This is a genomic window from Neoactinobaculum massilliense (genome assembly GCF_900604955.1).
Classification (GTDB): Bacteria; Actinomycetota; Actinomycetes; order Actinomycetales; family Actinomycetaceae; genus Neoactinobaculum; species Neoactinobaculum massilliense.
On sequence record NZ_UWPE01000002.1, the window covers coordinates 318954 to 343881 of the forward strand.

General features: G+C 65.9%; 18 protein-coding genes. 15 read left to right on the forward strand and 3 right to left on the reverse strand.

Annotated elements, in window-relative coordinates; genetic code table 11:
* Window positions 1-295: 295 nt before the first annotated feature.
* On the forward strand, window positions 296-856 hold the full coding sequence (locus tag EIH27_RS07620) for an HAD family hydrolase (protein WP_124040380.1): 561 nt from the start codon (window positions 296-298) through the stop codon (window positions 854-856).
* A 99-nt stretch (window positions 857-955) separates the two neighbouring features.
* Here EIH27_RS07620 and EIH27_RS07625 read toward each other — a convergent pair whose 3' ends face one another.
* Both EIH27_RS07625 and EIH27_RS07630 read right to left on the reverse strand, forming a co-directional pair.
* The gene (locus tag EIH27_RS07625; RefSeq protein WP_124040381.1) at window positions 956-1567 is read right to left on the reverse strand and encodes a mismatch-specific DNA-glycosylase; all 612 of its coding nucleotides are present in this window, start codon (window positions 1565-1567) and stop codon (window positions 956-958) included.
* A gap of 129 nt (window positions 1568-1696) precedes the next feature.
* On the reverse strand, window positions 1697-2359 hold the full coding sequence (locus EIH27_RS07630) for a DedA family protein (protein ID WP_124040382.1): 663 nt from the start codon (window positions 2357-2359) through the stop codon (window positions 1697-1699).
* A gap of 477 nt (window positions 2360-2836) precedes the next feature.
* Here EIH27_RS07630 and EIH27_RS07635 point away from each other — a divergent pair, with 477 nt between their 5' ends.
* From EIH27_RS07635 to EIH27_RS07700, 14 genes are all read left to right on the forward strand, one after another.
* Window positions 2837-4135 carry a hypothetical protein gene (locus tag EIH27_RS07635; protein WP_206424917.1) on the forward strand — a complete coding sequence of 433 codons (1299 nt, stop codon included), beginning with the start codon at window positions 2837-2839 and terminating at the stop codon, window positions 4133-4135.
* Between the two features lie 107 nt (window positions 4136-4242).
* A complete protein-coding gene (locus EIH27_RS07640; RefSeq protein ID WP_124040383.1) occupies window positions 4243-5652 on the forward strand; it encodes a hypothetical protein in 1410 nt (469 codons plus the stop codon).
* Window positions 5649-7100 carry a multicopper oxidase domain-containing protein gene (locus tag EIH27_RS07645; RefSeq protein ID WP_124040384.1) on the forward strand — a complete coding sequence of 484 codons (1452 nt, stop codon included), beginning with the start codon at window positions 5649-5651 and terminating at the stop codon, window positions 7098-7100. The genes EIH27_RS07640 and EIH27_RS07645 overlap by 4 nt, the downstream gene beginning before the upstream one ends.
* 285 nt (window positions 7101-7385) lie before the next feature.
* Window positions 7386-8729 (forward strand): ferredoxin reductase family protein, encoded by a 1344-nt coding sequence (locus EIH27_RS07650; RefSeq protein ID WP_164461643.1) that lies wholly within the window; start codon window positions 7386-7388, stop codon window positions 8727-8729.
* A gap of 6 nt (window positions 8730-8735) precedes the next feature.
* Window positions 8736-9299: an FMN-binding protein gene (locus EIH27_RS07655; RefSeq protein WP_124040386.1), complete on the forward strand. Its 564-nt coding sequence runs from the start codon at window positions 8736-8738 to the stop codon at window positions 9297-9299.
* On the forward strand, window positions 9296-10129 hold the full coding sequence (locus EIH27_RS07660) for an FAD:protein FMN transferase (RefSeq protein ID WP_124040387.1): 834 nt from the start codon (window positions 9296-9298) through the stop codon (window positions 10127-10129). The genes EIH27_RS07655 and EIH27_RS07660 overlap by 4 nt, the downstream gene beginning before the upstream one ends.
* Window positions 10130-10184: 55 nt before the next feature.
* Window positions 10185-10634: an NUDIX domain-containing protein gene (locus tag EIH27_RS07665; RefSeq protein ID WP_124040388.1), complete on the forward strand. Its 450-nt coding sequence runs from the start codon at window positions 10185-10187 to the stop codon at window positions 10632-10634.
* A 142-nt stretch (window positions 10635-10776) separates the two neighbouring features.
* Complete coding sequence (locus EIH27_RS07670; RefSeq protein ID WP_124040389.1) at window positions 10777-11664, forward strand: fructosamine kinase family protein; 888 nt, start codon at window positions 10777-10779, stop codon at window positions 11662-11664.
* A gap of 191 nt (window positions 11665-11855) precedes the next feature.
* Window positions 11856-12086, forward strand: coding sequence for a heavy-metal-associated domain-containing protein (locus EIH27_RS07675; protein WP_124040390.1), 231 nt, complete (start codon window positions 11856-11858; stop codon window positions 12084-12086).
* A 148-nt stretch (window positions 12087-12234) separates the two neighbouring features.
* Entirely contained in the window at window positions 12235-14655 is a 2421-nt protein-coding gene (locus tag EIH27_RS07680) for a heavy metal translocating P-type ATPase (RefSeq protein ID WP_124040391.1), read from the forward strand.
* Between the two features lie 76 nt (window positions 14656-14731).
* Window positions 14732-15685, forward strand: a complete 954-nt coding sequence (locus tag EIH27_RS07685; RefSeq protein WP_124040392.1) for an L-lactate dehydrogenase — start codon at window positions 14732-14734, stop codon at window positions 15683-15685.
* A gap of 258 nt (window positions 15686-15943) precedes the next feature.
* Window positions 15944-18709, forward strand: a complete 2766-nt coding sequence (locus EIH27_RS07690) for a lysylphosphatidylglycerol synthase transmembrane domain-containing protein (protein ID WP_124040393.1) — start codon at window positions 15944-15946, stop codon at window positions 18707-18709.
* A complete protein-coding gene (locus EIH27_RS07695; RefSeq protein WP_241153037.1) occupies window positions 18710-20473 on the forward strand; it encodes a DUF2079 domain-containing protein in 1764 nt (587 codons plus the stop codon). It abuts the gene before it with no gap.
* Between the two features lie 142 nt (window positions 20474-20615).
* A complete protein-coding gene (locus EIH27_RS07700) occupies window positions 20616-22310 on the forward strand; it encodes a DUF2079 domain-containing protein (protein WP_206424918.1) in 1695 nt (564 codons plus the stop codon).
* Window positions 22311-23240: 930 nt separating this feature from the next.
* Here EIH27_RS07700 and EIH27_RS07705 read toward each other — a convergent pair.
* A complete protein-coding gene (locus tag EIH27_RS07705; RefSeq protein WP_124040395.1) occupies window positions 23241-24809 on the reverse strand; it encodes an aspartate:alanine exchanger family transporter in 1569 nt (522 codons plus the stop codon).
* Window positions 24810-24928: the final 119 nt, after the last annotated feature.

Sequence of the window (24928 nt, forward strand, 5' to 3'; positions counted from 1 at the left end):
ATCGAAAAATGGGGACCGCCCGGCGCTCCTCTTCTGTGTTACCACTCGGTAGGTTTGGCGGCAATGTGACGCTAGACGGGCGACGACGCCGGAGCGTGCGGTTTTCGCGCACGCGCTGGGTGCGTGGGTGGGTAGTAGGGCGCGGTGGGCCGCGGGAGCGCTTGCCGGGCGGGTGCGTTTAGCTGGCGCGCGGGCGGCGCGTGAGGAGGTGCGGGACAGAGAGCTGCAGGCGGAATCGGTACGGAGAGGAAGCGCAAGCGCGGCCGGTAGGCTGGGCACAAACGGAAGGACACTCATGACGGCGGTTCTGTGGGACATCGATGGCACGCTGCTCTACCCGGCGGGCCCCGGCGACAACCTGTTCCTCGAGGTGATCCGCGAGATGGGACCGGTGCCGGATGCGCCACTGCCGGACCGCGACGGAAAAACGGACGCTCACATCTCCCTCGACTACCTGGCCTGGGCAGGGCTCAGCGAGTCACTGCTGCCGGAGTTCATGGAGCGTCTCAACGCAGTCTCGGCGAAGTTCTACCGCGCTCACCCGCGCCGCGTCATGCCGGGGATTTGGGCGGCCGTGCAGCTCGCGGCCAAGCTCGGCGCCACCAGCGTTTTGCTCACCGGTAATACGCCCGTGCGGGCGCGTGAAAAGCTCACCTCCTCCGGGCTGGATCTCACGGCCTTTGACTGGAATCGCTCCGGATTCGGCGCCGCCGAGCCGGACCGTAACCAGCTGGCGCGCGAGGTGGCCGCCCACTTCCCCGGCGAACAGCTGGTGGTGGTTGGAGATACGGATCGCGACGCCGCTGCGGCCACTGCCATCGAGGCCGCGTTCGTGCGCGTGGCACGGCCGGAATAGGCGGACGATCCCCGCCCCGGACACAGGCAGCCGCGCCTCTACGCGCATGGGAGCCAGCTCTGTCTGATTCAAAATATTGCTCGCATTATTGCCGCGCCTCTACGCGTAAGCCATGCCGGCGGCGTCGGCCACACGGTGCCACCATTCCACCAGCACCGGAAGCGTGGCGTGAGCGTTGAGCCCGCTCGGTTGCGGCAGCACCCACAGATCCGCCGAGCCGATTTTTCGCGGCGCGCCGGCCGCGTCCAGCTGCGGGCCTACCTTCGCCTTTTTGCGCCCGGTGGCGTCGCGGTAGGCAGTGATCCCCAGAATGGCCACCACCCGCGGCTTCATCTGCGCCACGGTCTTGCCGAGCGCCCGGTATCCGGCGGCCAGTTCCTCGCGGCTGAGCTCGCTAGCTTTGGCGGTGGCGCGATCCACCAGGTTGGTGAGGCCAATGCCGCGCGCCTGCACCATTGCCTCGTCCTCGGCGGAGAGGCCGGCGGCCGCATCCACGCGGCGCGGCAGCAGCCCGGAAGCCGCCAGCGACGGCCAAAACCTGTTCGACGGCGCCGCGAACGGCGCATTCACCGCCGCCGTCCACAGCCCCGGATTAATCCCCACAATGAGCAATTTGGCGTGCGGGGTGACAATTGGGTCCACCGGCCTGCCCACAAAATCCGCCAATTCCGCGCGCTTAGGGCGGCGGCCGCCCAGTGGAGAAATTCGCATGCCGCCAGTGTAGGCGGGATGTTTCCCGCACGGGCCAGCTCGCTTCCTACGCCAGCCCACCTTCTACGCCCGCCCGGTGCGCATTCCGGCCCGCGCAACCACCCGGCCGGAATCCCGCGGAACCACTCGCTACTGGACGTCTACGGACTTGCGTGCTTCGACGTCGTCGAGCAGGGCGTTCTTCTTCTGCTGCCGCTTCTTATGAACAGCACCAATAACAATGGGCATGACGGAAACCAGAACCACCAGGATCATGATGCCATCGATGGATTTTGTGATGCCCGGAATCTGGCCGAGCGCCAGCCCGACGCCCATCATGAGCACCACCCAGGAGAGCGCTCCCAGCACGTTCCAGCCCACGAACTTGCGGTAATGCATATCCGCGGTGCCGGCCGCAACCGGTACGTAGGTGCGGACGATCGGTACGAAACGGCCCAGCACCAGCGCGAGCGGACCCCACTTGGCGAAGAATTCTTCGGCTTCGTGAAGCCGCGAGGTCTTGAGTACGCGGGCGTCGGGCTTGAACAGGCGCCGTCCGAAACGCCGTCCCAACCAAAAGCTCAGCTGATCGCCGGCGACGGCGGCCACCGACGCCACCAGCGCCACCAGCCACACGTTCACGTTGAGCTGAACATGGAGCGCGGCGGCGGTGACTAGAAGAGAGTCGCCGGGCAGGAACGGGAACAGCAGGCCCGTTTCAATAAAGATAACAATCGCGACGCCCAACAGAATCCACGGCCCAAAGCCCTGCAGCATGGCGGCCGCGTCAAGCGCCCCCGAGATCGATCCCATAATCCTCACTTCTTTGGCGCATTCGCGCCGCACAATCCGACACGGGCATAGCCGGCCCGCGTTGCGTGGGTAGCCTAGTCCGCTTGGCCGAGCAGTGGCGCCCGGCCGCCGACCGGGACCAACCGCCCGATCTGCTGGGCTTACTGTCTCTCAGATCCCCCTGAAAGCGCACCCTCGCGGCGGGGAAGTGTCCATCACATTCGGGTTTTTCCCAGAAAACCTGGCGCCACCTTCCAGGCTACGTGGACGGGGCGCGGGGTGTGAGAGCCGCGTCAGCACTTCGGGGCCGGCGCGGGGGTATTAGGCCGGCGCAGCTATACGGGGCCGGCGCGCTGCGTAAGGAGACGAGCTCGCGGATGTGTACGACGTCGCTGGTGTGTACGACGTCGCTGGGGCACGCAAGTTTTAGCGACGCTTGGTAGGCCACGACTTTTGTCGGACCCTCCCTATACCATCGAGACAGACGAAAGGAGCGTGATGGCCAGAGCGATTTTCCCGCACCAGGGCGGGAAGGATTCCGCAGCGGGCGACAGTTGTGATCCCGCGAGCGCCGGTGCGCGCACCACCTCTCGCGGCGGGACACCTCCCATGGCGGCAGGCCTCGCCCGGAGCGCTCCCCCGGTGCAGCAGGAGCCTGCGAGTGGTGCTGGGATCGGCAGCCGCGCGGTACACGTACGGCGGCGCCCCTCGCCGCGTGCACTGCTCCTGGCGCTGGCCGTCTTTGCGCTGCTATGCGGGCTCAACGCGGCCCTCCTGTTACTGGGTACCTGGGCGCCCGTCACCGGGCAGGATCCGGCCGCGCACGGAATTGTGATGGTGGGCGGTTTTCTAGGCGGTGTCATTGCACTGGAACGCGCCCAGGCACTGGCCCATCAGGATCCGCGGCACCTCTGGGCATACCTGGCACCGCTACTACTGGTGCTCGGTGGTGTCACGGTGGCTATTGCAGGGCCTCTGAGCGGTGCAGGTGCACTGGGCAAGGTGGTCATGGTGGAGGGCAGCCTGCTGACCACACTTATTTATATAGCGCTGTGGGATCGCGCCCAGCTCACCCTGCTTGCCCCGCAGATGCTCAGCGGTGTGGCACTCACTGCGGCGCTGCTGCTCTCGCTCCGGTTTGAAACCTCCGCGCTCCTTCCGCTGCTTGCCGCATTCCTTGTTATTACGATCGCCTCGGAGCGCGCAGAACTGGCTCAGCTCACCATGGGGCCGCGTGCTGTTTCTACGCTGCTATTTTTCTCCGTGTTTCTTACCCTGGCGGCAGGGGCCGCGCTCCTCTGGCCGGCGGTCGGACGGCGAGTATGCGGCGCCGGACTGCTAGGCATTGCCGCATGGCTGGCATGGCGGGACGTACCGCGCCGGCTCATTCATGCCACGGGGCTTCCGCGGTATATGGCGTGGGCACTGCTGGGCGGATACGTGTGGCTGGCCATTGCGGGCGTGGTCTGGCTAGCCTCCGCCGGGCTCCCCGGCACGCCTCTTTATGACGCGGCCGTGCACTGCATCTTCATTGGCTTCGCATTCACCATGATTATGGCGCACGCACCCATTGTGTTCCCGGCCGTTATCAGCTTGCCGGTGCCATATCAACCATTCATGTATGTGCCAGTGGCGCTTCTCAACGCCGGTCTACTTCTTCGCGTTATTGCGGACGTGGCGCTGGGCCAGGGCACCGTCTGGATTGTGAGCGGAGTGGTCAGTGTGCTGGCCATCCTAACTTTCTTGGCCACCATCATCACCACGGTGATCGCAGGTCCGAGGGGAGGCAGGAAATGATCCGGACGGCTGGAATAAGCGAAAATGAGCAGCCGGCGGAGTCGAGTGGCCGCGCTGAGTCACAGGGCGCGCCCTCAGGGTCGCCGCCTGCACCCTCATCCACCCGCATGCCTGCTCAACCGTCAGCCAGATCAAAAGGTAAACCCCGCGTACTGCGAGATTTCGTCTCCATCCTGTGGCTGACCGCCGCCATTGTGGCCGCACTCAATTCCTCGCTTATGCGATGGGACTGGGTGCTGGTGCACATGGTACTGCTGGGGGCGCTCTCCCATGCGGTGCTCGTATGGTCCGAATACTTCACCGGCAAGCTCACTCATCGGGCACCCACGGACGCGTCTAATCGCGCACAGGATGCACGCGCCATTCTCCTCCTGGTGGGCGGCGCCCTGGTGGTGTGGGGATTCCCCGCCGCACACTGGGCGCTCGTGGTTGTTGGTGCCTGCCTGGTGGCCACCGCCGTGGTGTGGCACGCCGCGCACATTGCCACGCGATTTCGCGGCGGCGCGGGCGGCCGTTTCCGCGTGGTAGCGCGCTATTACCTTGCCGCCGCCTGCTGTCTGCCCCTCGGCGCAACCTACGGCGTGCTCCTGGCCGCTGAGCCCGGTGACACCTGGCGCGGCCGGCTGATGGCCGCCCATATCGCCATCAACCTGTTCGGCTGGATCGGGCTCACGGTGGTGGGCACACTGCTATTCCTCTGGCCTACGGTGGTGCGCTCACGCATGGCCCCCGGCGCCGAACGGCGTACCGCCCATGCACTGTGGTTCCTACTGGTGGGCGTAGTGGCCATTGCTACCGGCGCCACCCTGGGTACGCACTGGCTGGCTTTCGCCGGCACGCTCACCTATGCGGCGGGCATCGGGGTGTGGGCCGTCACCCTGGGCTATCCGCTCCGACGTAAGGGCATGCGCGATTTTGCGCCCGCCTCCATTTTTGCCGGCGTGTGCTGGGCGGGCATCATCCTGGTATGGCTAGCCGTCTTCATGGCGCTGGGCGGTTGGGACACCGTATCCGATCACCTCTACCAGATCGGATTCGTGGCGCTGTGGGGCTTTGCCCTTCAGCTCCTGTTCGGCGCACTCTCCTACCTCATGGCCTCAGCCATGGGCGGAGCACCCAGTGTGCGGCGAGCCATGGATACCGTATTCAACTGGGGTGCCACATTCCGTATTGCGGTGCCAAATCTGGCATTGCTGGCATGGCTGGCGCCCACACCGTTCCCGGGCTGGTTTGCGGTGCTCGGCATAGCAACGCTAGCTAGCTTCGTACCACTCATGTTCATTGGCGCCTTCGCCGGCGTTCATGCCAAACAGCAGCTTCGCGCAACCGGTTCGCATGCCGGCACCAGCACAACAAACCTCACCGCAGCCGGCACCAGCGCAACCGGCCCACGAACAAACCCAACCGGCCCACACACAGCTAACCCCAATGCAACGGGTAGCACGGGCGGTGTAGCGGACGGAGCGCCCGGCACCGCACCCACGCCGCCTCATGGCATCGTGAAAGGAGAGCAATGAAGCGCTCAAGCACATGGTCCGCGGCCGGCCTGGTGGCGGCCGTGTCCGTTATCCTGCTCCTCATCGTGGCGGGTGTCGGCACCGGCGCCGGGCTCCCCGCACTCACCGGCGTGCCCACCAGCACACAGACGGTGACCCCCACCGGGAAGACCACCACCGTAAACGTCACGGCTACCGGGGACATGACATTTGAGCCGTCAGCTATTGAGGTACCGGCCGGCAACCGCCTGGTTATCAACCTGACCAATACGGACAAGGTCAATCAGCATGACCTCAGAATCGGTACGGTGGAATCAGGGCGCATCGCCCCGGGCACCAGCCGCACCGTGGACTACGGTGTTCAATCCGCCTCCAGCCAGGGCTACTGCACCGTGGCGGGACACCGCCAGATGGGGATGACCATGGAGGTGACGGTCACCGGCGCGGGCACCACTAGCGCAGCAGACGCCACCGGCAAAGCGAATACCGACACCGATAGCTCAAGTACCACCGGCTCAAGTGCCACCGGCACGGCCGGCCCGGACGCCTCCGCCTACCCGGACAAAAATACGCCTATCTCCAGTCATATTTCCCCGGAACTCTCCGCTTTGGAAGCGGACACCGGACCCAAAACGCGGAAGGTGACACTCACGGTCAAGGAGGTGCCGCTGGAAGTGGCGCCGGGCGTGTGGCAGTTGCGGTGGACATACAACGGCCAATCGGCCGGCCCTACCCTGCACGGCCGCGTGGGCGACCGGTTCGAGGTCACCCTCAAGAACGAGGGCACCATGGGCCACTCCATTGATTTCCATGCCGGCTCGCTCTCACCCGATCAGCCCATGCGTACCATTGCCCCCGGAGAAACGCTCACCTATGAGTTCACCGCGGGCCGCGCCGGTATTTGGATGTACCACTGCTCCACGGCACCGATGTCTACGCACATCGCGGCCGGCATGCATGGCGCCGTCGTGATTGAACCGGACGGGCTGGACCCGGTGGATCACCAGTACGTGCTTGTGCAGAGCGAAATCTATCTGCAGAACGTGGCCACCACGGCCGATGCGGCCACCGAGGTGGATGCCGCGCGCGTGGGCACCGAGCCCGATCGGATGGCTTTCAACGGCATCGCCTTCCAGTATGACCAGTATCCGTTCCAGGTGAAGGCCGGGCAGCGTGTGCGGTTCTGGGTGCTCGACGCCGGCCCAGACGAGCCCCTGTCCTTCCACATCGTGGGTGGGCAATTTGATACCACGTGGACGGAAGGACGGTACACACTTCGGCATGGCACAGCGGTAGATCCAAGCGGCGGCACCACGCAGGATGGTGGCGCCCAAGTGCTCCCACTGGAGGCGGCGCAGGGTGGATTCGCGGAGCTCACGTTCCCCGCAGCCGGACACTATTCGGTGGTCAACCACGTAATGACCGACGCCGAACGCGGCGCCCACGGGATTGTTGAGGTGACGAAGTAGAGAAGCGGGGACCGGGGCGCGCCACCGCCCCGTCCACATCACACCGCGTATTTCTCAGAAAACATCCGCCTACTTCCCAGCAAGCGGCCGCATCTTTCTACCATGTTCAATCACATGGGAACGGCCACCGCCTCTGGCGATGCTCGTCGGACTCGCACAGGCGAAAACCGCGCCGGCGCCCTCCCAGCTCCAATAAGCCCGGCCCCTGAGGGGATCTTTCCTGCTCAAGCCGCGGCACGTGCCTGGCACCGCGACCTCCTGTGCGTCGCCGGCACGCTCTGCGTTGTGCTGCCAATTGCCACCTGGATCAGCCAGGGTGGCATGGCCGGCATGCTCGCTTCGCCCGGCGCATTGATCACCGCTCTTGGCATTGTGGCAGGCCTGGGCGCCACCGGCTCCGTCATTCTCATGCTGTGGCTGGCTGCCCGCGTACCGTTCATCGAACACACGGTGGGGCTGGACAAGGCACTCGCCGCGCACCGCGACCTGGGTGAGGCAACCGTCGTCGGACTTGTTATGCACGGCGCCCTTCTCATTGTTGGCTATGCGCTCCTTGACGGAGTGAGCTGGCCGGCCGAAATTGGTGCACTCTGGTCCGGCGATTTTGCGCTGGCGGTCGCCTCGCTGCTCCTGCTGGGCGTGGTGGGCGTGACATCCATGTGGGCGGTGCGCAAGAAACTACCGCACGAGGCCTGGTGGCTCATCCACTTGCTCACCTATGTGGCCGTCCTTGCGGCACTCCCCCACCAGTTCTCGATGGGCGGCACGTTCGCCAGTGGCTGGCCGCGCGCCACGTGGATGGCACTCTGGGGTGTGACGCTCGCAGTGCTCTGTTGGTATCGGCTATTTATTCCCCTCCGCCAGGCCTGGCTCCGGCGGCTCACCGTAACGCAAGTACGCGCCGAGGCGCCCGGCGTGGTGAGCATCGAAATGACGGGTCCGGGGGCAGCCGACTTCATGGCAGACCACCGGGCCGGCGCCGGCCAATTTGGCCAATGGCGTTTCCTCGCGCCCGGACTGTGGACACATTCCCACCCACTGTCGCTCTCCGCAGCTCCGCACGGCCAGACGCCGCTCGCACAGACTCAACCCGGCCAGGGTGCGCCCGGCCAGCTGCTTCGCGTCACCGTCAAGGCGCGCGGCCGGGGCACCGCCCAACTCATTCGCCGTGTCCGGCCCGGCATGCACGTCACGGTGCAGGGCCCCTACGGCGTGTTCACCGAGGCATCTCGCAGCGAACCCGACCTTGTACTGGTGGGCTTCGGCGTCGGCATCGCACCGATCCGCGCATTCCTGGAAACGGCTACCTTCGCGCCCGGGCACGCCACCGTGATCCTGCGCGGCTCCAGCCTCGCGGACATGCCCCACCTGGCCGAAATTGATGCGATCGCCCGGCGGCGCGGCGCCCGCCTGTACGTGCTCCCCGGGCACCGATCGAGATCCATCGCCGCCCCCGCGTGGGCACCCGAAAGCGCCCGCGGCATACGGCTGGTGGATCTCACGGGGCCACTGCAGCACGCGGATCTCTACATCTGCGGTCCCAAACCGGCCGCACAGTCACTAGAAAACGAGGCCATCGCCCATGGCCTCCCCGTCACCGCGGTTCACCGCGAAGAATTCGATTGGTAGGTTCACATGAAAATGTCACGTAGAGCCAGCGTCCTGTCAGCACTTGCCACCATCGGGGTGCTGGGTACGGCTTGGGCCACGGCGACGCCGTCGTCCAGTCTCGCCTCCGGTTCCGGTAGCGCGTCCACGAACGGTACGAATCTCGGCGGAACGGCGGATACTGCCGGCACGTCCGGGAACGCGAGCGCCAGCAGCGGGAATGCGGGAGTCTCCGGCACCGACTCATCCGAGACGAATGGGGCTTCCGGCACGGGTTCTAGCAGCTCCACGGGTTCTAGCGGCTCCGGTTCCTCCTACCGGGATGGCACCTACACGCAAACCACTCAGTACCGTTACGGCAGCCTGACGCTGACGGTCACGGTGAGCGGCGGGAAAGTGACGAACGTGAGCGCCCAGGACAGCGTGCAGGACGGCCACTCCCAGCGTATTAACGAGCAGGCGCTCCCGCTCTTGCGCAGCGAGGTGCTCTCCGCCGGCAGCGCGAGCATCGACACGGTATCCGGCGCTACCTACACCTCGCAGGCGTACGCCACCTCCCTGCAGGCCGCACTGGATGAGGCGCGGTCATGATTTTTGAAACGATGGGTACCACGGTCTCGATCACCTGCCCGAATTTGCCGGCGCGCGCCACCATGGAGGTCCGCGAAACGTTCCGCCGCTATGACCTCTCCTGCAGCCTATGGATAGCGGACTCGGAGGCCTCCCAATTCTCCCGCGGCGAGATCACGCTCGACGCCACGTCGGGCCTGTTCCGGGACGCGTTCCTCGAGTGTGAGGCGTGGGAAGCGGAAACCAGGGGCGCCTTCACCCCTCGTATCCCCACCGGCGGCTGGGACGTGCAGGGTATCGCCAAGGCGCTCGCGATCCGTGCGGCCGGGCAGGTGCTCGAAAGCTACGGCGCCACGAACTGGCTCATCAACGCGGGCGGGGATATCGCCACCTCGGGCACGCGCGCCGACGGCCAACCGTGGACATCGGGCATTGTGGATCCCGAGGATCGCTCGCGTCTGGTCAGCCGGGCCCGTCTGGATGGCCGGGTGAGCGCACTGGCCACCTCCGGCACCGCCGAGCGCGGCGAGCATATTTGGCGCGCCCTCGGCCCCATCGCCGGTGGCACGGCCGCGCACAATGCCGCCTTCCCACAGCGTGGCGTCCTGTTCTCGCAGGTGAGCGTGGCCGCGCGCGACATCGTCACCGCCGATGTCTGGGCCACCGCCATCATGTCCGGCGGCCCCGCCACACTCGGTCTTGCCGCTCAGCACGACGTCGAGGTGCTCGCGTTTTCGCCCACCGCCGGTTGGTATGCCACGCCAATGTTCCGCGAGGATACCGGCGCGGCAGACGCGGTCCCGGGTAGTGCGCCGCAGGCGCAGACAGAGCGGTCCGCCGAAGCAGCGTAGGAGGCCGTGCCGGAGGCCCGCGGTACGCTGGGCCCTATCGAGTGAGAGGGGCAGCATGGAACGCCGTCTGGTGGCCGCCGTAGCGATTGTTGATAATTTGGCGCATCCGCACCGTTTTCTCGCCGCCCAACGCTCCTACCCGGAGTGGGCCGACGGTCTGTGGGAATTCCCCGGCGGCAAAGTGGAGCCCGGCGAGGATCCGGCACAGGCCGCCCGGCGCGAATTACGCGAGGAACTGGGCTGCGAGGTAGCGCTGGGAGCGCAGGTACGCAATCCCGGTGATGCCGACGGCGACTGGCCGCTCTCGGCCGGTGGGCACAATGCTGGCCGCTGGATGCGGCTGTGGTTGGCCGTCCTGGCGCCCGGTGACGCCCCGCGCGTTGGTAGTGCGCACCGGGCGCTCAAGGCGCTCTCCGCCGCTGAGGCTACGTCTGTCCAGTGGCTGCCCGGCGACGTGCACATCATCCCTGCCCTGCAGGCGCTTCTTACTGAGCGCGAGCAATAAACACTGCCGGCGCCCCTCGGCCATACCGCACCAGCTCTCGTCACCACTCTCCCGGCTCAACGCCGGCCCATCGCCACGCTACCGGCCTCACGACGTGCCAAACGGCGGCGTCGGCAGAAGAATCGGGGCCTACGGTAGAGACATGCGGACCTACACGAAGCATGCGGCACCCGAGGAAATCACCGCCGAGTATGCCGGACTCATGGAGCTGGGCGAGGCGGCGGAACACGGCGGGGCACCCACCGTGCGCGTCATGCGGCGCGAGGGGAGCGAGATGGAGACGGCCCTGCTGGCTCACGCCAGCCCCACCCGGGCGGCCGCGGAAGCTTTTGGCCGGAGGCTGGCGCACACGCACGCCTATGCTCCCACCGGCAAGCGTTTGTTCGGGCAGGCGCCCGCCCTCCTGGCCGGTCCCAATCCACCCGCCTATTCCATGGACCCCTCCCGCCTGCACCTGGTGCCGGCCGATTCCGAGCCGCGCACCTGGGGTGAGATGTACGCGGCAGACTTCATCGAACCGTTCATCGCGCCCGCGCTGCGCAACGGCGCATTCTCGCAGGCCGACGCCGCCCTCATGCACCGCCTCGCCGACCGCGTGGCCACGGGCATGTTCGACGCGCCCCAGCCTGCCCTCGTCACCACCGACGCCGCCCTGCTCCACGGCGATCTGTGGAGCGGCAACGTCTTTTGGACCACCGCCGCATCTGCGCGGGAGGCCGCCCGCGGGACATGGAACGGGACTACAGATGAAACGGAAGCGGAGGGAACCGCAGGCGACGGCGTCGTCGCCGTACTCATCGATCCCATTTCTCACGGCGGCCACGCGGAAACGGACCTTGCGGCGCTCACGGTGTTCGGGGCGCCGTTCGTCGATCGAATTTACGCTGCCTACAACGAGGAATCGCCGCTGGCCGACGGCTGGGAGGAGCGCGTGGGGCTGCACCGGATCCACATGCTGGTGCTACACGCGGCGCTGTTTGGCGGCGGCTACGGGCAGGAAACCGTGGCGCAGGCACGCGCGTACCTGTAATCCACGCGCGCCGCATCCTGCCTGCCGTCCTGCCCACCCCGCGTGCGGCCGACGACTGAATAGGCACGCTCGGTACGCCTCGCACGCCCGGAATTCCGCGGCCAGGCGCACCCCACTCAGACCTACCGTAGATACCCCCTGGGGGTATACAGTGGGGGCGATGTGCACCCGCACACCGGAAAGGAATTCTCATGAACAGCACTACCCTCGACATTTCTGGCATGACCTGCGCTCACTGCGTGATGCACGTGACCGAGGAACTCAAGGCGCTGGACGGCGTCAAGGACGTCAAGATCGACCTCCACCCGGGCGAGATTTCCACGGCCATGGTGGTTTCCGAGAACCCGCTGGATGATGCGGCTCTCCGCGAAGCCCTCGATGAGGCCGGAGACTACAAGCTTGAGGGCGTGATTCGCACATAGTTTTTCGACGCCGCGGTCACCGCTATCCGAGTGCACGCCTACCTGCGTAGGAGATACCCGGACCGGACGGCGTCGTTCGCATGTCCGCCAGCGCCGCGCCACCACCGCCCGCACGCTGGAACCCGCTGAGAATCTTGAATCGAGCATCATGACCGAAGCAACTGCACATTCTGGCCGCACCGCCGGCACTTCGCCGAACGCGGATGCTGCACGCGGCGAAACCGCGGCCGCCGGCGTCGCGCAAGCGGAGGCAGCCCCCACCGTGGCCGAACTGGACCTGGCGGTGGGCGGGATGACGTGCGCGTCCTGCGTGGCGCGGGTGGAGAAGAAACTCAACAAACTCCCCGGTACGCACGCGCTGGTTAACCTGGCCAACGAGCAGGCGCACATTGAGCTTTCGGCAGAAGGCGCGGCGCTCTCGGACGCGGAGTTTGTGGCGCAGGTGCAGCGGGCCGGATATGAGGCCTCGGTGATTCGGCGCGTGAAGCTCGGCAGCCACGGGGAGCGGACGGCCTCGGTGAGCGAGGAGCAGGCGAAAGCGGTGGAGCGCCGCGCGGATGCGGCCACTCAGCGCCGTATCCATCACCTGCGCAACCTGTTCTGGGTGGCACTCGTGCTGGCGATCCCCGTGGTCACTATGTCCATGATTCCGGCCTGGCAGTTCCCCGGCTGGCAGTGGGTGGTGGCCGCACTTTCTCTACCGATCGCGTTCTACTGCGGCTGGCCGTTCCATAAGGCGGCGTTCCGCGCCGCCGCGCACGGCAGCTCCACGATGGACACCCTCGTCTCACTGGGCACGCTGGCCTCCATGCTGTGGTCCCTGTGGGCACTGCTCTGGGGTGGCGCGGGGCAGATCGGCTACACCATGCGGATGTCCGGCATGCACACGGTGAACGCTCCCCACCTCTACTTCGAATCCGTGGCCATGATTGTCGCATTCCTGCTGCTGGGCCGCTGGCTTGAGCATCGCTCGCGCCGTTCGGCCGGTGATGCGCTGCGGGAACTGCTCAATCTGGGTGTGGAGACGGCACGGCGTGTGCGCCGCGCGGACGGCACCGAGGTGTCCGAGGACATTCCGGCCGCCCAGCTTCAGGTGGGGGATGTTTTTGTGACGAAGCCGGGCGAGAAGATCGCCACCGATGGCGTGGTCATCGCGGGCTCCTCCGCCGTGGACGCCTCCCTACTGACCGGGGAATCAGCACCGGTGGAGGTGAGCGAGGGCAGCGAGGTAACCGGCGCCACGGTTAATACGGCCGGCGCCCTCACCATCCGCGCCACCCGCGTGGGTGAGGACACCACACTCGCCGCCATGGGTCGCCTGCTCACCAAGGCGCAAACCGGCAAGGCGCCCGTACAGCAGCTCGCGGACCGCATTTCCGCCGTGTTCGTGCCCGCCGTTATCGGTATCGCGCTGCTCACCCTGGTGATCCGCCTCCTCCTCGGCAACCCGCTGGAGCTGGCACTCACCTCCGCCATCACCGTGCTGGTGGTGGCCTGCCCGTGCGCGTTGGGCCTGGCCACACCCACGGCGCTCATGGTTGGCTCCGGACGTGCCTCGAAGCTAGGCATCCTCATCGGCGGCCCTGAAATCCTTGAGAACGCGGCCAAGACGAACACCATGATTCTGGACAAGACGGGCACCATCACCGAGGGCCACATGGCCGTCGCCGCCGTCCAGCCCGCCCCCGGCGTCACCGAGCGCGAACTGCTCGCCGCCGCAGCCTCCGTGGAGGCCCACTCTGAGCACCCCATTGCAGCGGCCATTCTCAAGGAAAACGGCCGCTTTGGTGCCGCGGTCCCGGCCAGCAGCATTCGCGCCGTCCCCGGTTTCGGGGTGGAGGGGATGGTGGGCGCCGCCCGTATTCGCGCCGGTAAGCCCGCGTGGTTTGACGACGCCGAAGTGCGCGCCGCTTTTACTTCCGCACCGGAAGGTATTGCCTCACCCGCCACCACGACGGAAGCCGGCCCGAAGGCAACGGAGGCATCCACGGACGTCGTCGTCGAAAAGGACGGCGCTGTTATCGGCGTCATTACCGTGCGGGATCGCCTTCGTCCCGAGGCGACCGCCGCGCTCGCGGAGCTCAAGGCGGGCGGTATTCATCTGGTGCTGGCCACGGGTGATAACCCGGCCACCGCGCACGCCATCGCCGCGGAGGCGGGCATTGAGGATGTGCACGCCGGCGTGCTGCCGGACGACAAGGTGCGGATTGTTGGAGAACTGCAGGCTCAGGGCCGCGCCGTGGCCATGGTGGGGGACGGCGTGAACGACGCCGCCGCACTCGCCGCCGCCAATCTCTCCATCGCGATGGGAACGGGAACGGACGTGGCCAAGGCGGCCTCGGATATCACGATCGTCAATTCGGATCTCAACTCCGTTCCCACGGCGCTGCGGATTTCCCGCGCCACGCTACGGATTATTCGGCAGAATCTCGGCTGGGCATTCGGTTATAACGTGGTCGCTATTCCCCTGGCCATATTCGGCGTCATCCTGCCGGGCGTCGCGGCTGCCGCCATGGCCGCCTCCTCCGTCATCGTGGTCACGAATTCGCTGCGCCTCCGCCGCGCGTGATGGCTCACTGTTACGCACGGACCATCATATTTGTCGGTGGGGTCGCGGATAATGGAAGCGTCGGGAAGGAGATCAGTTGAAGCAACATATCGGAAACAAGGTTGTTCTTATCGGAGCCGGCGCCGTTGGACTCGCCTACGCGTACGCGCTTGTCAACCAGGGCACGGTGGACCACCTCGCGCTCATCGATATTGCGAAGGAAAAAACCTGGGGCAACGTCCAGGATCTCAACCACGGCGTGGTGTGGGCGCCGTCCCGCACCGTCGTCACAGAGGGCACCTATGATGACTGCGCCGATGCGGATCTGATTGTGGATTGCGCGGGTGCAGCGCAAAAGCCGGGCGAAACGCGCCTGGACCTGGTAAACAAGAACCTCGCGATCACCAAGTCCGTGGTGGAGCAAGCCATGTCCCACGGTTTTGACGGCATCTTCCTGGTGGCCGCCAACCCGGTGGATATCCTCACCTACGGTGCCTACAAGTACTCGGGCCTGCCCGCATCCCGCGTGCTAGGCTCCGGCACCATCCTTGATTCGGCACGCTTCCGCTTCATGCTCTCCGAGCGCTACGACATCGCGCCCACCTCCGTCCACGCCTACATTATTGGCGAGCACGGGGATACTGAACTGCCGGTGCTGGCCTCCTCCACGGTGGCCGGCATTTCCACCCGTAAGCGCCTCGAAAAGGAGCCGGGCCTGGAGAAGGAGCTCTACTCCATCTTCGAGAAAACGCGTGACGCCGCCTACCGCATTATCGAAGCCAAGGGCTCCACGTCCTACGGCGTTGGCATGGGGCTGGCACGTATCACGCGCGCCATTTTCCGCAACGATGATGTGGCACTCCCGGTGTCCGCCTACCTGGACGGTGAGTACGGGGAAAAGGACATCTACATTGGCACCCCCGCCATCATCAACCGCGCGGGCGTGCACCGCGTGATCGAACTGGAGCTCACGGAGAAGGAGGCGGCCGCGTTCAAGCAGTCCGCCGATACGCTGCGCTCCGTCCGCGACCAGGCCATGGGCATCAAGTAGTCTCATCCGCCAGAGCCCCGCACCTGCGGGGCTCTTTTATGTATACAGGGCGTTTCATGTACGCAGGGCCGCATGCCCCGCCCACCGCCGCGCGCCCCGAATCGCACCCGCTGCCGCGCCTCATACCCCACCGCGCTCACTGCCTCGCACCCAACACGCCCGTCACCTCCCGCCGCCCGAGCCTCTCCACGCTCATTCCGTAGACCCACCGCGGCCTTTTGCCGCCGCGTGGCCCTCTCGCCCCGTTAGACTGTGCGAGTGCAACAGGACCCAGAAACGTTGGAGCAGAGCATCGCAGCCCCAACGCACCCGGTAACGCTCATTGATGAGCGCCTGCACTGGGTGCGCCGGCCTCGTCACCTTGTGACAGGCCTGCTTGCCGTAGCGGGCCTGCTCCTGGTGATCGTGTTCGCCATTTACGGCCACCGCACCAGCGTGGCCGTAACGCGCGACGTAGCCAGTGCCACCTCCAATATTGTGAGCACCATCCTGGTGGTACCCATCAATATTCTTGAGGGCCTCATTTCCTTTGTGATCCCACTGTTGATCCTCGGCGAGTTTGTACGGCGCCGGCATTGGCGCCAACTACTCACCTCCATTGCAGCCGCCGCCGTGGGCGTGGGCGTCTCCTACCTGGGCGTGTGGTTCTTTGATCGTTTCTTCCCCACGGCCATGATTACCTCGGATCTCACGGCGGATCTGCGAGCGCAATCCTTCATCACGCTGCTCCCCTACGTGGCTGTGATTTCCTCCCTCCTCACCGTGTCGAGCGCCGCCAAGCCCACAAAGATTTCCCGGTCCTCCTGGTGGCTGCTAGGCATTGTGCTGCTGCTCTCCGTGCTGCAGGGCGATCAGTCGCTCTCGGGCGCGCTCATCACCGTGCTGGTAGGAATTTCCACCGGCCACCTCATGCTGTATGCGCTGGGGGATAACGCGGCGCGCGCAAACGGTGCCGCGCTGGTGCAACTGGTGCGCCGTGCGGGCATGGACGCCTCACGCATTGTCCGGGTCGATAACGCCCCCGAGCCGCTCACCGCCTGGTCGATTACCAGCCCGGCCCGGCTCGGATACGGCTGGGATAATCCGCTGGGACAAATCCGTAACGCGCTCGCGGACGAGGCCGCCCCCACCGCCACCGTCACGGCCCTGGATATTGACGTGGACACCATTGTCGAGCGCGCCCGCTCTCTCCGGCCCGTCGCCGCGAATTCCCTTGCCCGCAACTATGTTGTCTATTCGCCGGCGGGCACCTTCCACGCCGTCGTCATTGATTCTGACCAGATTATCGTCTCCCAGCTCACCACACTGTGGCACCGTCTGCGCCTCACCTCCGCGGGGGACACCACTGACCGCTCCATCATCGAAAAGGCGCAGAACATTGTGCTCAAGGAGCGTCAGGCTATTGCGCTCGGGGTCTCCCCGGCCCGGGAAATCCGTATCGCCGCCACGGAACTGTCCGCCCTTGTCGCCTTCGGTTTGGTGGGCGCCCATCCGCTCAGCCATGTGTCCGACGACGCCGCCCCCAGCGCGAGTACGGAGTTACGTAGTACCGAGACGGAGTCACGTAGTACCGAGCAGGCGGGCAACGATCATGCCGTGAACCAGGCCCCGGCGCAGACCGCGGCGTCGCAGGAAGCTGGCGCTTCGGCGTCGGACGACAACGAAACCGCTCACAGCCCGGCCATCCCGGATCTCCTGACAGACACGCAACTGGACCAACTGTGGCGCGTTCTGCAGCGCGCGCACCGCGCCGGGCTCTCACACCAGAACATTCATGCGGGCGTGGTGACGCTGACGGATGGTGAGGTGGGGATCTCGGACTGGGAGAACGGCGCGATCGCCTCCACGGAGCTGGCACGCACGGTGGACCTGGCGCAAACGCTTGCGATGCTCACCGTGCTGGTGGGCGTGGACCGGGCGGTGGCCTCGGCAAAACGGTCTCTGCCGCGCGCGGCGCTCATCTCCATCGCCCCGGCCATGCAGCGCTCCATTCTCCCGGCGCCCACCCGCGCGGAGCTGGGCGATAAGAAACGCATCGAGGCCGTCCGCAACGCACTTATTGACGAGATTCCGGAGGCGAAGGACGTCGGGCTGGTCCAGTTCAACCGCTTCCAGCCGAAAACCGTCATCACGCTCATCATTGGCGTGGCGGCCGTGTTTATTCTGCTCGGCTCTATTAACTTCCAGGATCTCAAGGCCACCGTGTCCCAGGCAAACCCGTGGCTCATGGTGGTGGCGTTCCTGGTGGGGCTGGTGACGTACGTAGGCGCCGCTATCATCCTCCAGGCACTCAGCGCGGAGAAACTGCGACTGCGCGAGGGCGTGCTGGCGCAGCTGGCCGGCAGCGTGGTGGTGCTGGTGGCGCCGGCGGGTATTGGGCCGGCGGCCATTAACCTGCGTTACCTGCAGAAGCAGGGCATGAAAACGGCGGTGGCCGTGGCGACCGTGACGCTTTCCCAGGTGCTGCAGTTCCTCTGCACGGTGGCACTGCTGGTGGCGCTGGCGCTGCTCACCGGTGATTTCGGTACGCTCTCCATGCCCTCCTCCTCCGCGCTGGTGGGTATCGCCATCGCCGTGGTGGCGATTGCGGCCCTGTTCGCCATCAAGCCGCTGCGCCGCTGGCTGTGGAAGAAACTCCAGCCCAGTTTCGAGCAGATTTGGCCGCGTCTCGCCTGGCTGATGACCCATCCGGGCCGGCTGGGACTGGCCACGCTTGGCGCGCTCCTGCAAACGGCCGGCTATGTGGCGGCGTTCGGGTTCTCCCTTGCCGCCTTCGGGGAATCGCTTTCGCTCACCACCCTGGCTCTCACCTACCTGGTATCCAATTCGGTGGGCTCCGTTATTCCCACCCCGGGTGGTATCGGCCCGGTGGAGGCGGCGCTCACGGGTGGTCTTACCCTGGCCGGCGTACCCTACTCGGTAGCCTTCTCCACCGCGGTGCTCTACCGCGTACTCACATTCTGGGCGCGCGTACCGCTCGGGTGGGGCTCACTTCGTTGGATGGAAAAGAAGGATCTGCTGTAGATGACAAGCTCCCGGCCGGCCGCGCGCACGAGCAATTTGCGCCCCACATCCCGTTCACAGGAGCCCGCCGCGAGCGCCACCGCATCACCTCGTTCACGCCACACCACGTCCCGCTTCGCAACCGGTTCTGTGCCCACCGCGAAGCCGCGCCGCGTCGACGTCGTCGCCTGGATCCTGGCACTTCTCACCGTCCTCATGTACCTGGGTTTCGCGTGGTTCCAGTGGGCTAATTTCTCCTCTCCCTCCTGGGATCTGGGCATCTTCACGCAGCTGGCGGACCGCTACGCGCACCTTGAGGCGCCCATCGTGGATATCAAGGAGCCCGGCTTCAACCTGTGGGGCGACCATTTCCACCCGATTCTGCTACTCACCGGCCCACTGTTCCGTCTGTTCCCCTCGGGCATGACGCTCATGGCGCTCGAAGCCTTCCTATTCGGCATTTCCGTGGCACCCATCACCGCGTTCGCACGACGCCGCATCGGCAGGCTGGCCGGCACGATCGTGGGCGTCGCCTACGCGGTTTCGTGGGGGCTCACCTCCGCGTCCGTGGTCCAGTTCCATGAGATTGCCTTCGCCGTGCCACTCCTTACTTTCGGCCTCACCCACTGGTTGGACGGACGGCGCAGGGCGGCGCTGGTGGAAATCGGCCTGCTCGTTTTCGTCAAGGAGGACCTGGGGCTCACCGTCGCTGCCATTGGGTTTGTGATTTTCCTCGAGGCGTTGCAGAGTGTACGGGGTTCCCGGGGGTCCGACGACGCCGCACTCGCGAACGCGGGCGCCACCGAGCCCGCCACCACGAACGTCAGCGCGGCCAACGCATCCGGCGACGACGCCGCATCCCCACGCACCGTATTTGCTGCTTTCTGGCGCCACGTCCGCGCCGCCCTCGCCACCCGCGATGGGCGGATAGCCGTGGGACTGGCCGTGTGGGGCATATTCTGGTTCGCGCTGGCCACGTTCGTGATCCTGCCGCACTTTAATCCGAATGGGGATTGGGACTATGCCAGCCGGCTCAATTCCCAGTACGGCTTCTTCCAGCCGGAGGTCAAGTGGGAAACACTCGGTTTTACGGTGACAGCGCTCGGCGCGCTGGGGCTCCTCAGCCCATGGTCCATCGCCCTCATCCCTACCTTCCTGTGGCGTTTCTCCGGCAATAACCCGTACTACTGGACCATTCTGTGGCACTATTCAGCCACTCTCATGCCGATCATTGCCGTGGCCCTGGTGGACGGCGCTGAGCGCTGGCATCGGCACTCCCATCCTCTGCGTCTCCGGGCCGGGCAGTCCTCCGCACGGTCTCACCCCGTACGCGGCCAAGCACCGCGTTGGGCGGCGTCGTCCCTCATGTCCGTCGCTTCCGCGCTCCTGTTCCTTGGCAGTTCGCTGGTGGGCACCTCCTACAACGGATTCGGTCACTGGGTAACCGGGCAGGGCAATACACAGGGCTACGTGTCCGTGGCGGGGTACGGGGATGCGCAAACGCCGGCCGAGCGCGCGGCGGCGAGGGGCGCGGTGGCCGCTGTGGGCACCGGACGCACGCTCATCGCGGACGTGGTGATGATGGCCTACGTGGTGCCGGGTAATACCGTGTACTGGGAGCACTCCTACGGGGACGCCTATTTTGACACCGTGGTGTTCTCCAACCGGCTCTATCACGGCAGCGGGTCAAACGTGGTGCGCTGGGTAAAGTCCAAGGTGGGCGGTAGTTGGCACGTGGTATATAACCGGCTCGGATATGTGGTGGTGGAACGTGACGGAACATAACGCAGCAGGCGCACACAGGCTAAACGCGCACGCACCGGGGAAAGAGCGGCGGGCGACGGCGACGACAAGTACGGCCCCCGCGACGTCGCTCACTCCGCGCCCATACCTGGTACCCCGGAGTCCGCTCGCGTGGTGCCTGGGGGTGGCGGCGACGGTGCTGTACGTGGCGTTTTCGCTCTACCAGTGGGGGCTGTATTCGGCGCCCAGCTGGGACCTGGGTATTTTCACGCAGCTGCTGGACCGCTACGCGCATTTCCAGGCGCCGATCGTGAACATTAAGGGACCCGGCTTCAACCTGTGGGGCGATCATTTCCACCCGCTCCTCGCCGTGCTCACGCCGATTTTCGCGCTTGCACCCTCCGGCCTCACCCTGCTCATCACGCAGGACGTCCTATTCGGCCTGTCCGTGGTACCCATCGCGGACTATGCGCGCCGCAAGCTGGGCACGTGGCCGGCGGTACTGATTGGAGCGGGCGCGGGCCTGGGTTGGGGGCTCACGTCGGCCGTTGCCGCGCAATTCCACGAGATCGCCCTCGCCGTGCCGCTGCTCGCGTTCGGCCTCATGCACCTGCTGGATGGGCATCGCCGTACCGCCGCCGTGGAGCTGGGACTGCTGGTGTTCGTCAAGGAGGACCTGGGACTCACCGTCGCGGCAATCGGGGGCGCGGCGATTCTGGAGGCGTGGCTGCGGGTTGGCCGTCGGGCGCGGGGAGATACGGCTGGCGGAAGTGCGTTCGCCGGCAGCACGCTCGCCGGAAGTGCGCGCAGCGGAAGTGCGCACGTCAGTAACAATCGCGTCAGCAACGCGAACGCCAGCAACACGCGCGCCAAGAATGCGTCCACCGGGCACCCTGCCGGGAACCCCGTCCGCTCGGCCTGGCGCCGCATTGTCACGGCGCTCGACAGCCGCCTGGGTATTTTCGGCCTCCGCCTGATCCTCTGGGGCATCGTGTGGTTCGCCCTCACAATTCTGGTTATCCTGCCGGCGTTCAACGTGGGCGGGCAGTGGGATTACACGGGGCGGCTCGGCTCCGTAGCGGGCCAGCCGGAGTACGGATTCTTCGCCCCGTCCGAAAAGCTGCTCACCCTCGTATACCTGTTGGCCGCGCTCGGCGTGGTGGGATTGCGCAGCCCGCTTGCCCTCGCTCTCATCCCCACCATGCTGTGGCGCTTCGCCGGCAACGTGTCCGCCTACTGGGGCATCCAGTGGCACTATTCGGCTGTGCTGGTGCCGATCTCGGCCCTCGCCCTGGTCGACGGCGCCATGCGTACCGCGCGGGCTCTGGAAGCTAGGCGGCTACGGCGGGCGACACGGGCCAACGCCCCCGCTTCCACCGCCGCACGAGTCACGCAGACGGCCGGTGCCCCATCGGCTTCCGGGACCGGCACTCCCACTACCGCAGCTGGGGGCGCGGGGCGGGCGGCGTCGTCGTACCGACCTCACCGCGCCCAGGCGGCGTGCGCATCCCTCGCGGCGACCGTTGCACTGGTGGGCGCGGTGGTCGGAACGTCGCAGAATACGCTGGGGCAGTGGGCGCGCGGCTACAGCACGACGCTGAGCGCCGAGCAGCGCAGCGCGGCAGGCGAGCTGCTGGCCAAGGTGGGGACGGGCAAGTCTATTGCTGCGGATATCTACCTCATGGCGTACCTGGTGCCCGGCAACACCGTGTACTGGACCGGTAATTCGCAGGGCACGCGGGTGGTGAGCGCGGTTGCGTTCGGGCCGCAGTCGCTCATGAGTGGCGACGGCGCCGCAAACTGGGCCGCCACGAACTATGGCGGCACCTGGCATGTGGCCTATAACGACGAGGGGTACGTGCTAGTCGAGCGGGACTAGGGGTACGTGGACTAGGAGGCGCGGACTAGCACGCCCGCTGGCCGTGCTGTTTGAGCCGAGAGGTAAGGCCCCACCGGCCATTACGCACGTGGTAATACCGGGCGGCCAGCCTAGTGGCTGGGCTCGTTGGGCCGACCAACCGGCCTGCCTATGGGCCAGGGCCAGAACCGTCAGAACTATTAACCGGGATCCATCCGGGCCATCGCTCAGATGCCGGACCGGCACGTTCGCACCGCACCCACCACCTGCCCCACACGGAGCCACGTCAACCACACAAGTCACCCGCACATAAAAATGGTGGCCAGGGATCCACGCTTCCCTGGCCACCCACCGCGCCGCGAGAACTTTCCCGAAGGATGTCTCAAGCATTGCGGCTATTCATTTATTGTGAGGAGGCAATCCATCACTGAGCAGGGCCGGGTCCACGCTCCCGGTTGTCCCCCGCTGACAACAGATATATAAGCAACCCAGGCTGGAGAATCCACCCGCACAACCTGGGAAATCCTTGGGAATTGATTTCGGTTGCATAACGACGCATCCGAACCACTACGACGGATTGAAGGTGGTTAGTGCAGATTTACGGTGTATAAAACACCTGCGAAGTGCACTAACCACCTTCAAACCGGGGCTGAACCAAAAACAAGGCCGGGCCCAGGTCGGGGCTGGCCAAAACCGAGACCTGGCCAAAAAGAGAGCCGGACAGGGCAAGGGCGAGTAAAAACGAGGCAGGGCAGGGTGTACCGAGACTAAACCCCCACCTAGGCCCGCCCCACCATAAATCCCGTTCCAACTGGCCGCCCCCACGACGGATTGAAGGTGGTTAGTGCAGATTTACGGTGTATAGAACACCCGCGAAGTGCACTAACCACCTTCAAACCGGGGCTAGCGCCGCCCAGCCCCAACTCCTCGCCGCCCAGCCGCAGCGCGGCTTTACGAAACCATCACCGTCACCAGGACGATCTTCACAACGATGCCCACGGCAAACAGCACGGCGTAACCCGTTTCTACGCGCTCATCGGCGGTGCGGGAGGTGGCGTAGCTGAGAATGGCTGGCTGCCCAACCAAACCCGCAAATGCGCCCACCACGCGCTGGTTCGACAGGCCGATTAAGCGCCCGCCCACCAAGAACAGCAGCGCGCAAGCCAGCACCACGATGGCGGCCAACCCGGCGATCTTCCCGCCGTCGGCAGTGAAAGCCGAGGAGGCAAAGGCCGGCCCGGAGGCAAGGCCCACCGCGGCCAGGAACAGCAGCAGGCCGAGCTGGCGGATGGTGAGATTCGCGGCCAGCGGGATATCCCAGTGGAAGCGGCCGGTGCGGTGAATGGCGCCCAGGAACATGCCCGCAATGAGCGGGCCCGCCGCCGTTCCCAGCGAGAACGTGCCGCCACCGATCATGGGGATCGGGATGAGCCCAAGCAGCAACCCGAGCGTCATTCCCAGACCCACGGACAGCGCGTCCACCTGGCTGATGCGCTTCTCAGAATTGCCGAAGTAGCGGGCGGCCGCGCGCATCTGCTCCTTGGGCAGTACGGCCAGGAGGCGATCGCCGGGCTGGAGCACCAGATCATCAGTGGCCAGAATGTCCAGATCCCCGCGCTGCACGCGCGTGATACGGCCGTGGAAGCGCGGACCGATCTTCAGTTCGCTCACGGTGGAACCGGCCAGATCCGGGTTCGAGAGCACAAAGCGGCGGTAGTCCACCTCGGCGCGGAAATCCGTCAGTTCCCGTTCCGACCGGCGCCCGAGCGCCTCCTCCGCCTCACGCACGGCGGCCTCCGGCCCCACAATGAGGATTTCGTCGCCCGCTTCCAGCACGTCCGAAGGCTTCGCCACCGTAGTAGTTTCCCCATGCTTGAGGTACGACGCCGTCACCACACCCGCGTCCCACCCCGGCAGGGAGACCACTCTCATCGGGTTCTCCACCACCACGGAGGCGGCACCCACACCGGCACCGGCCTGCGATGGCGTATCGCGGCGAGCCGGCCACTCGTGTCCGATCACCAGCGCCACGATGATGATCGCAATAATCACGCCCACCGGATAGCCGATGGCGTAGCCGACCGGTACCCACGGGTCTCCGCCGGAAGCATCCTGCGCAGCCTGCAGCGCGGGGGTGGTGGTGAGGGATCCCGCGTACATGCCGGCGATGGCGGGCTTGGTGACACCCATTGACTGGCCCAGCGCCGTCACGCTCCCGGCCACGGCCGTGAGCACCACCGCGCCGAGTACCATGAGCGGCCACTGGGTGCGCAGATCGCGCACAAACGTGGAGCCCGCCACCAGGCCCACCGTGTACACGAACAGCGCGAGCCCCAGCGTTTGCACCACGCCCAGCGACGCCCCAATTTTGGGATCTAACGCGCCCACGGCCAACCCCACGAAAAGGGCGCCCGCCGCACCGAAGCGCAGCGGACCAAATTTGATCTGGCCAAATGCGGCGCCCGCAGCCAGCACCAGCATGATGGCAAGAAGGGGATTACTAACAAGAATCTGGATCATGAGTGCTCCATGTTCAACGGATGGCGCGCGCGGCTGGCGTGACAAACCGGGCGCTTACGCGGTATTTCAATACTATCCGGCGACGCCGACACACGCGGCCCGTTGCGGGATGGTACACA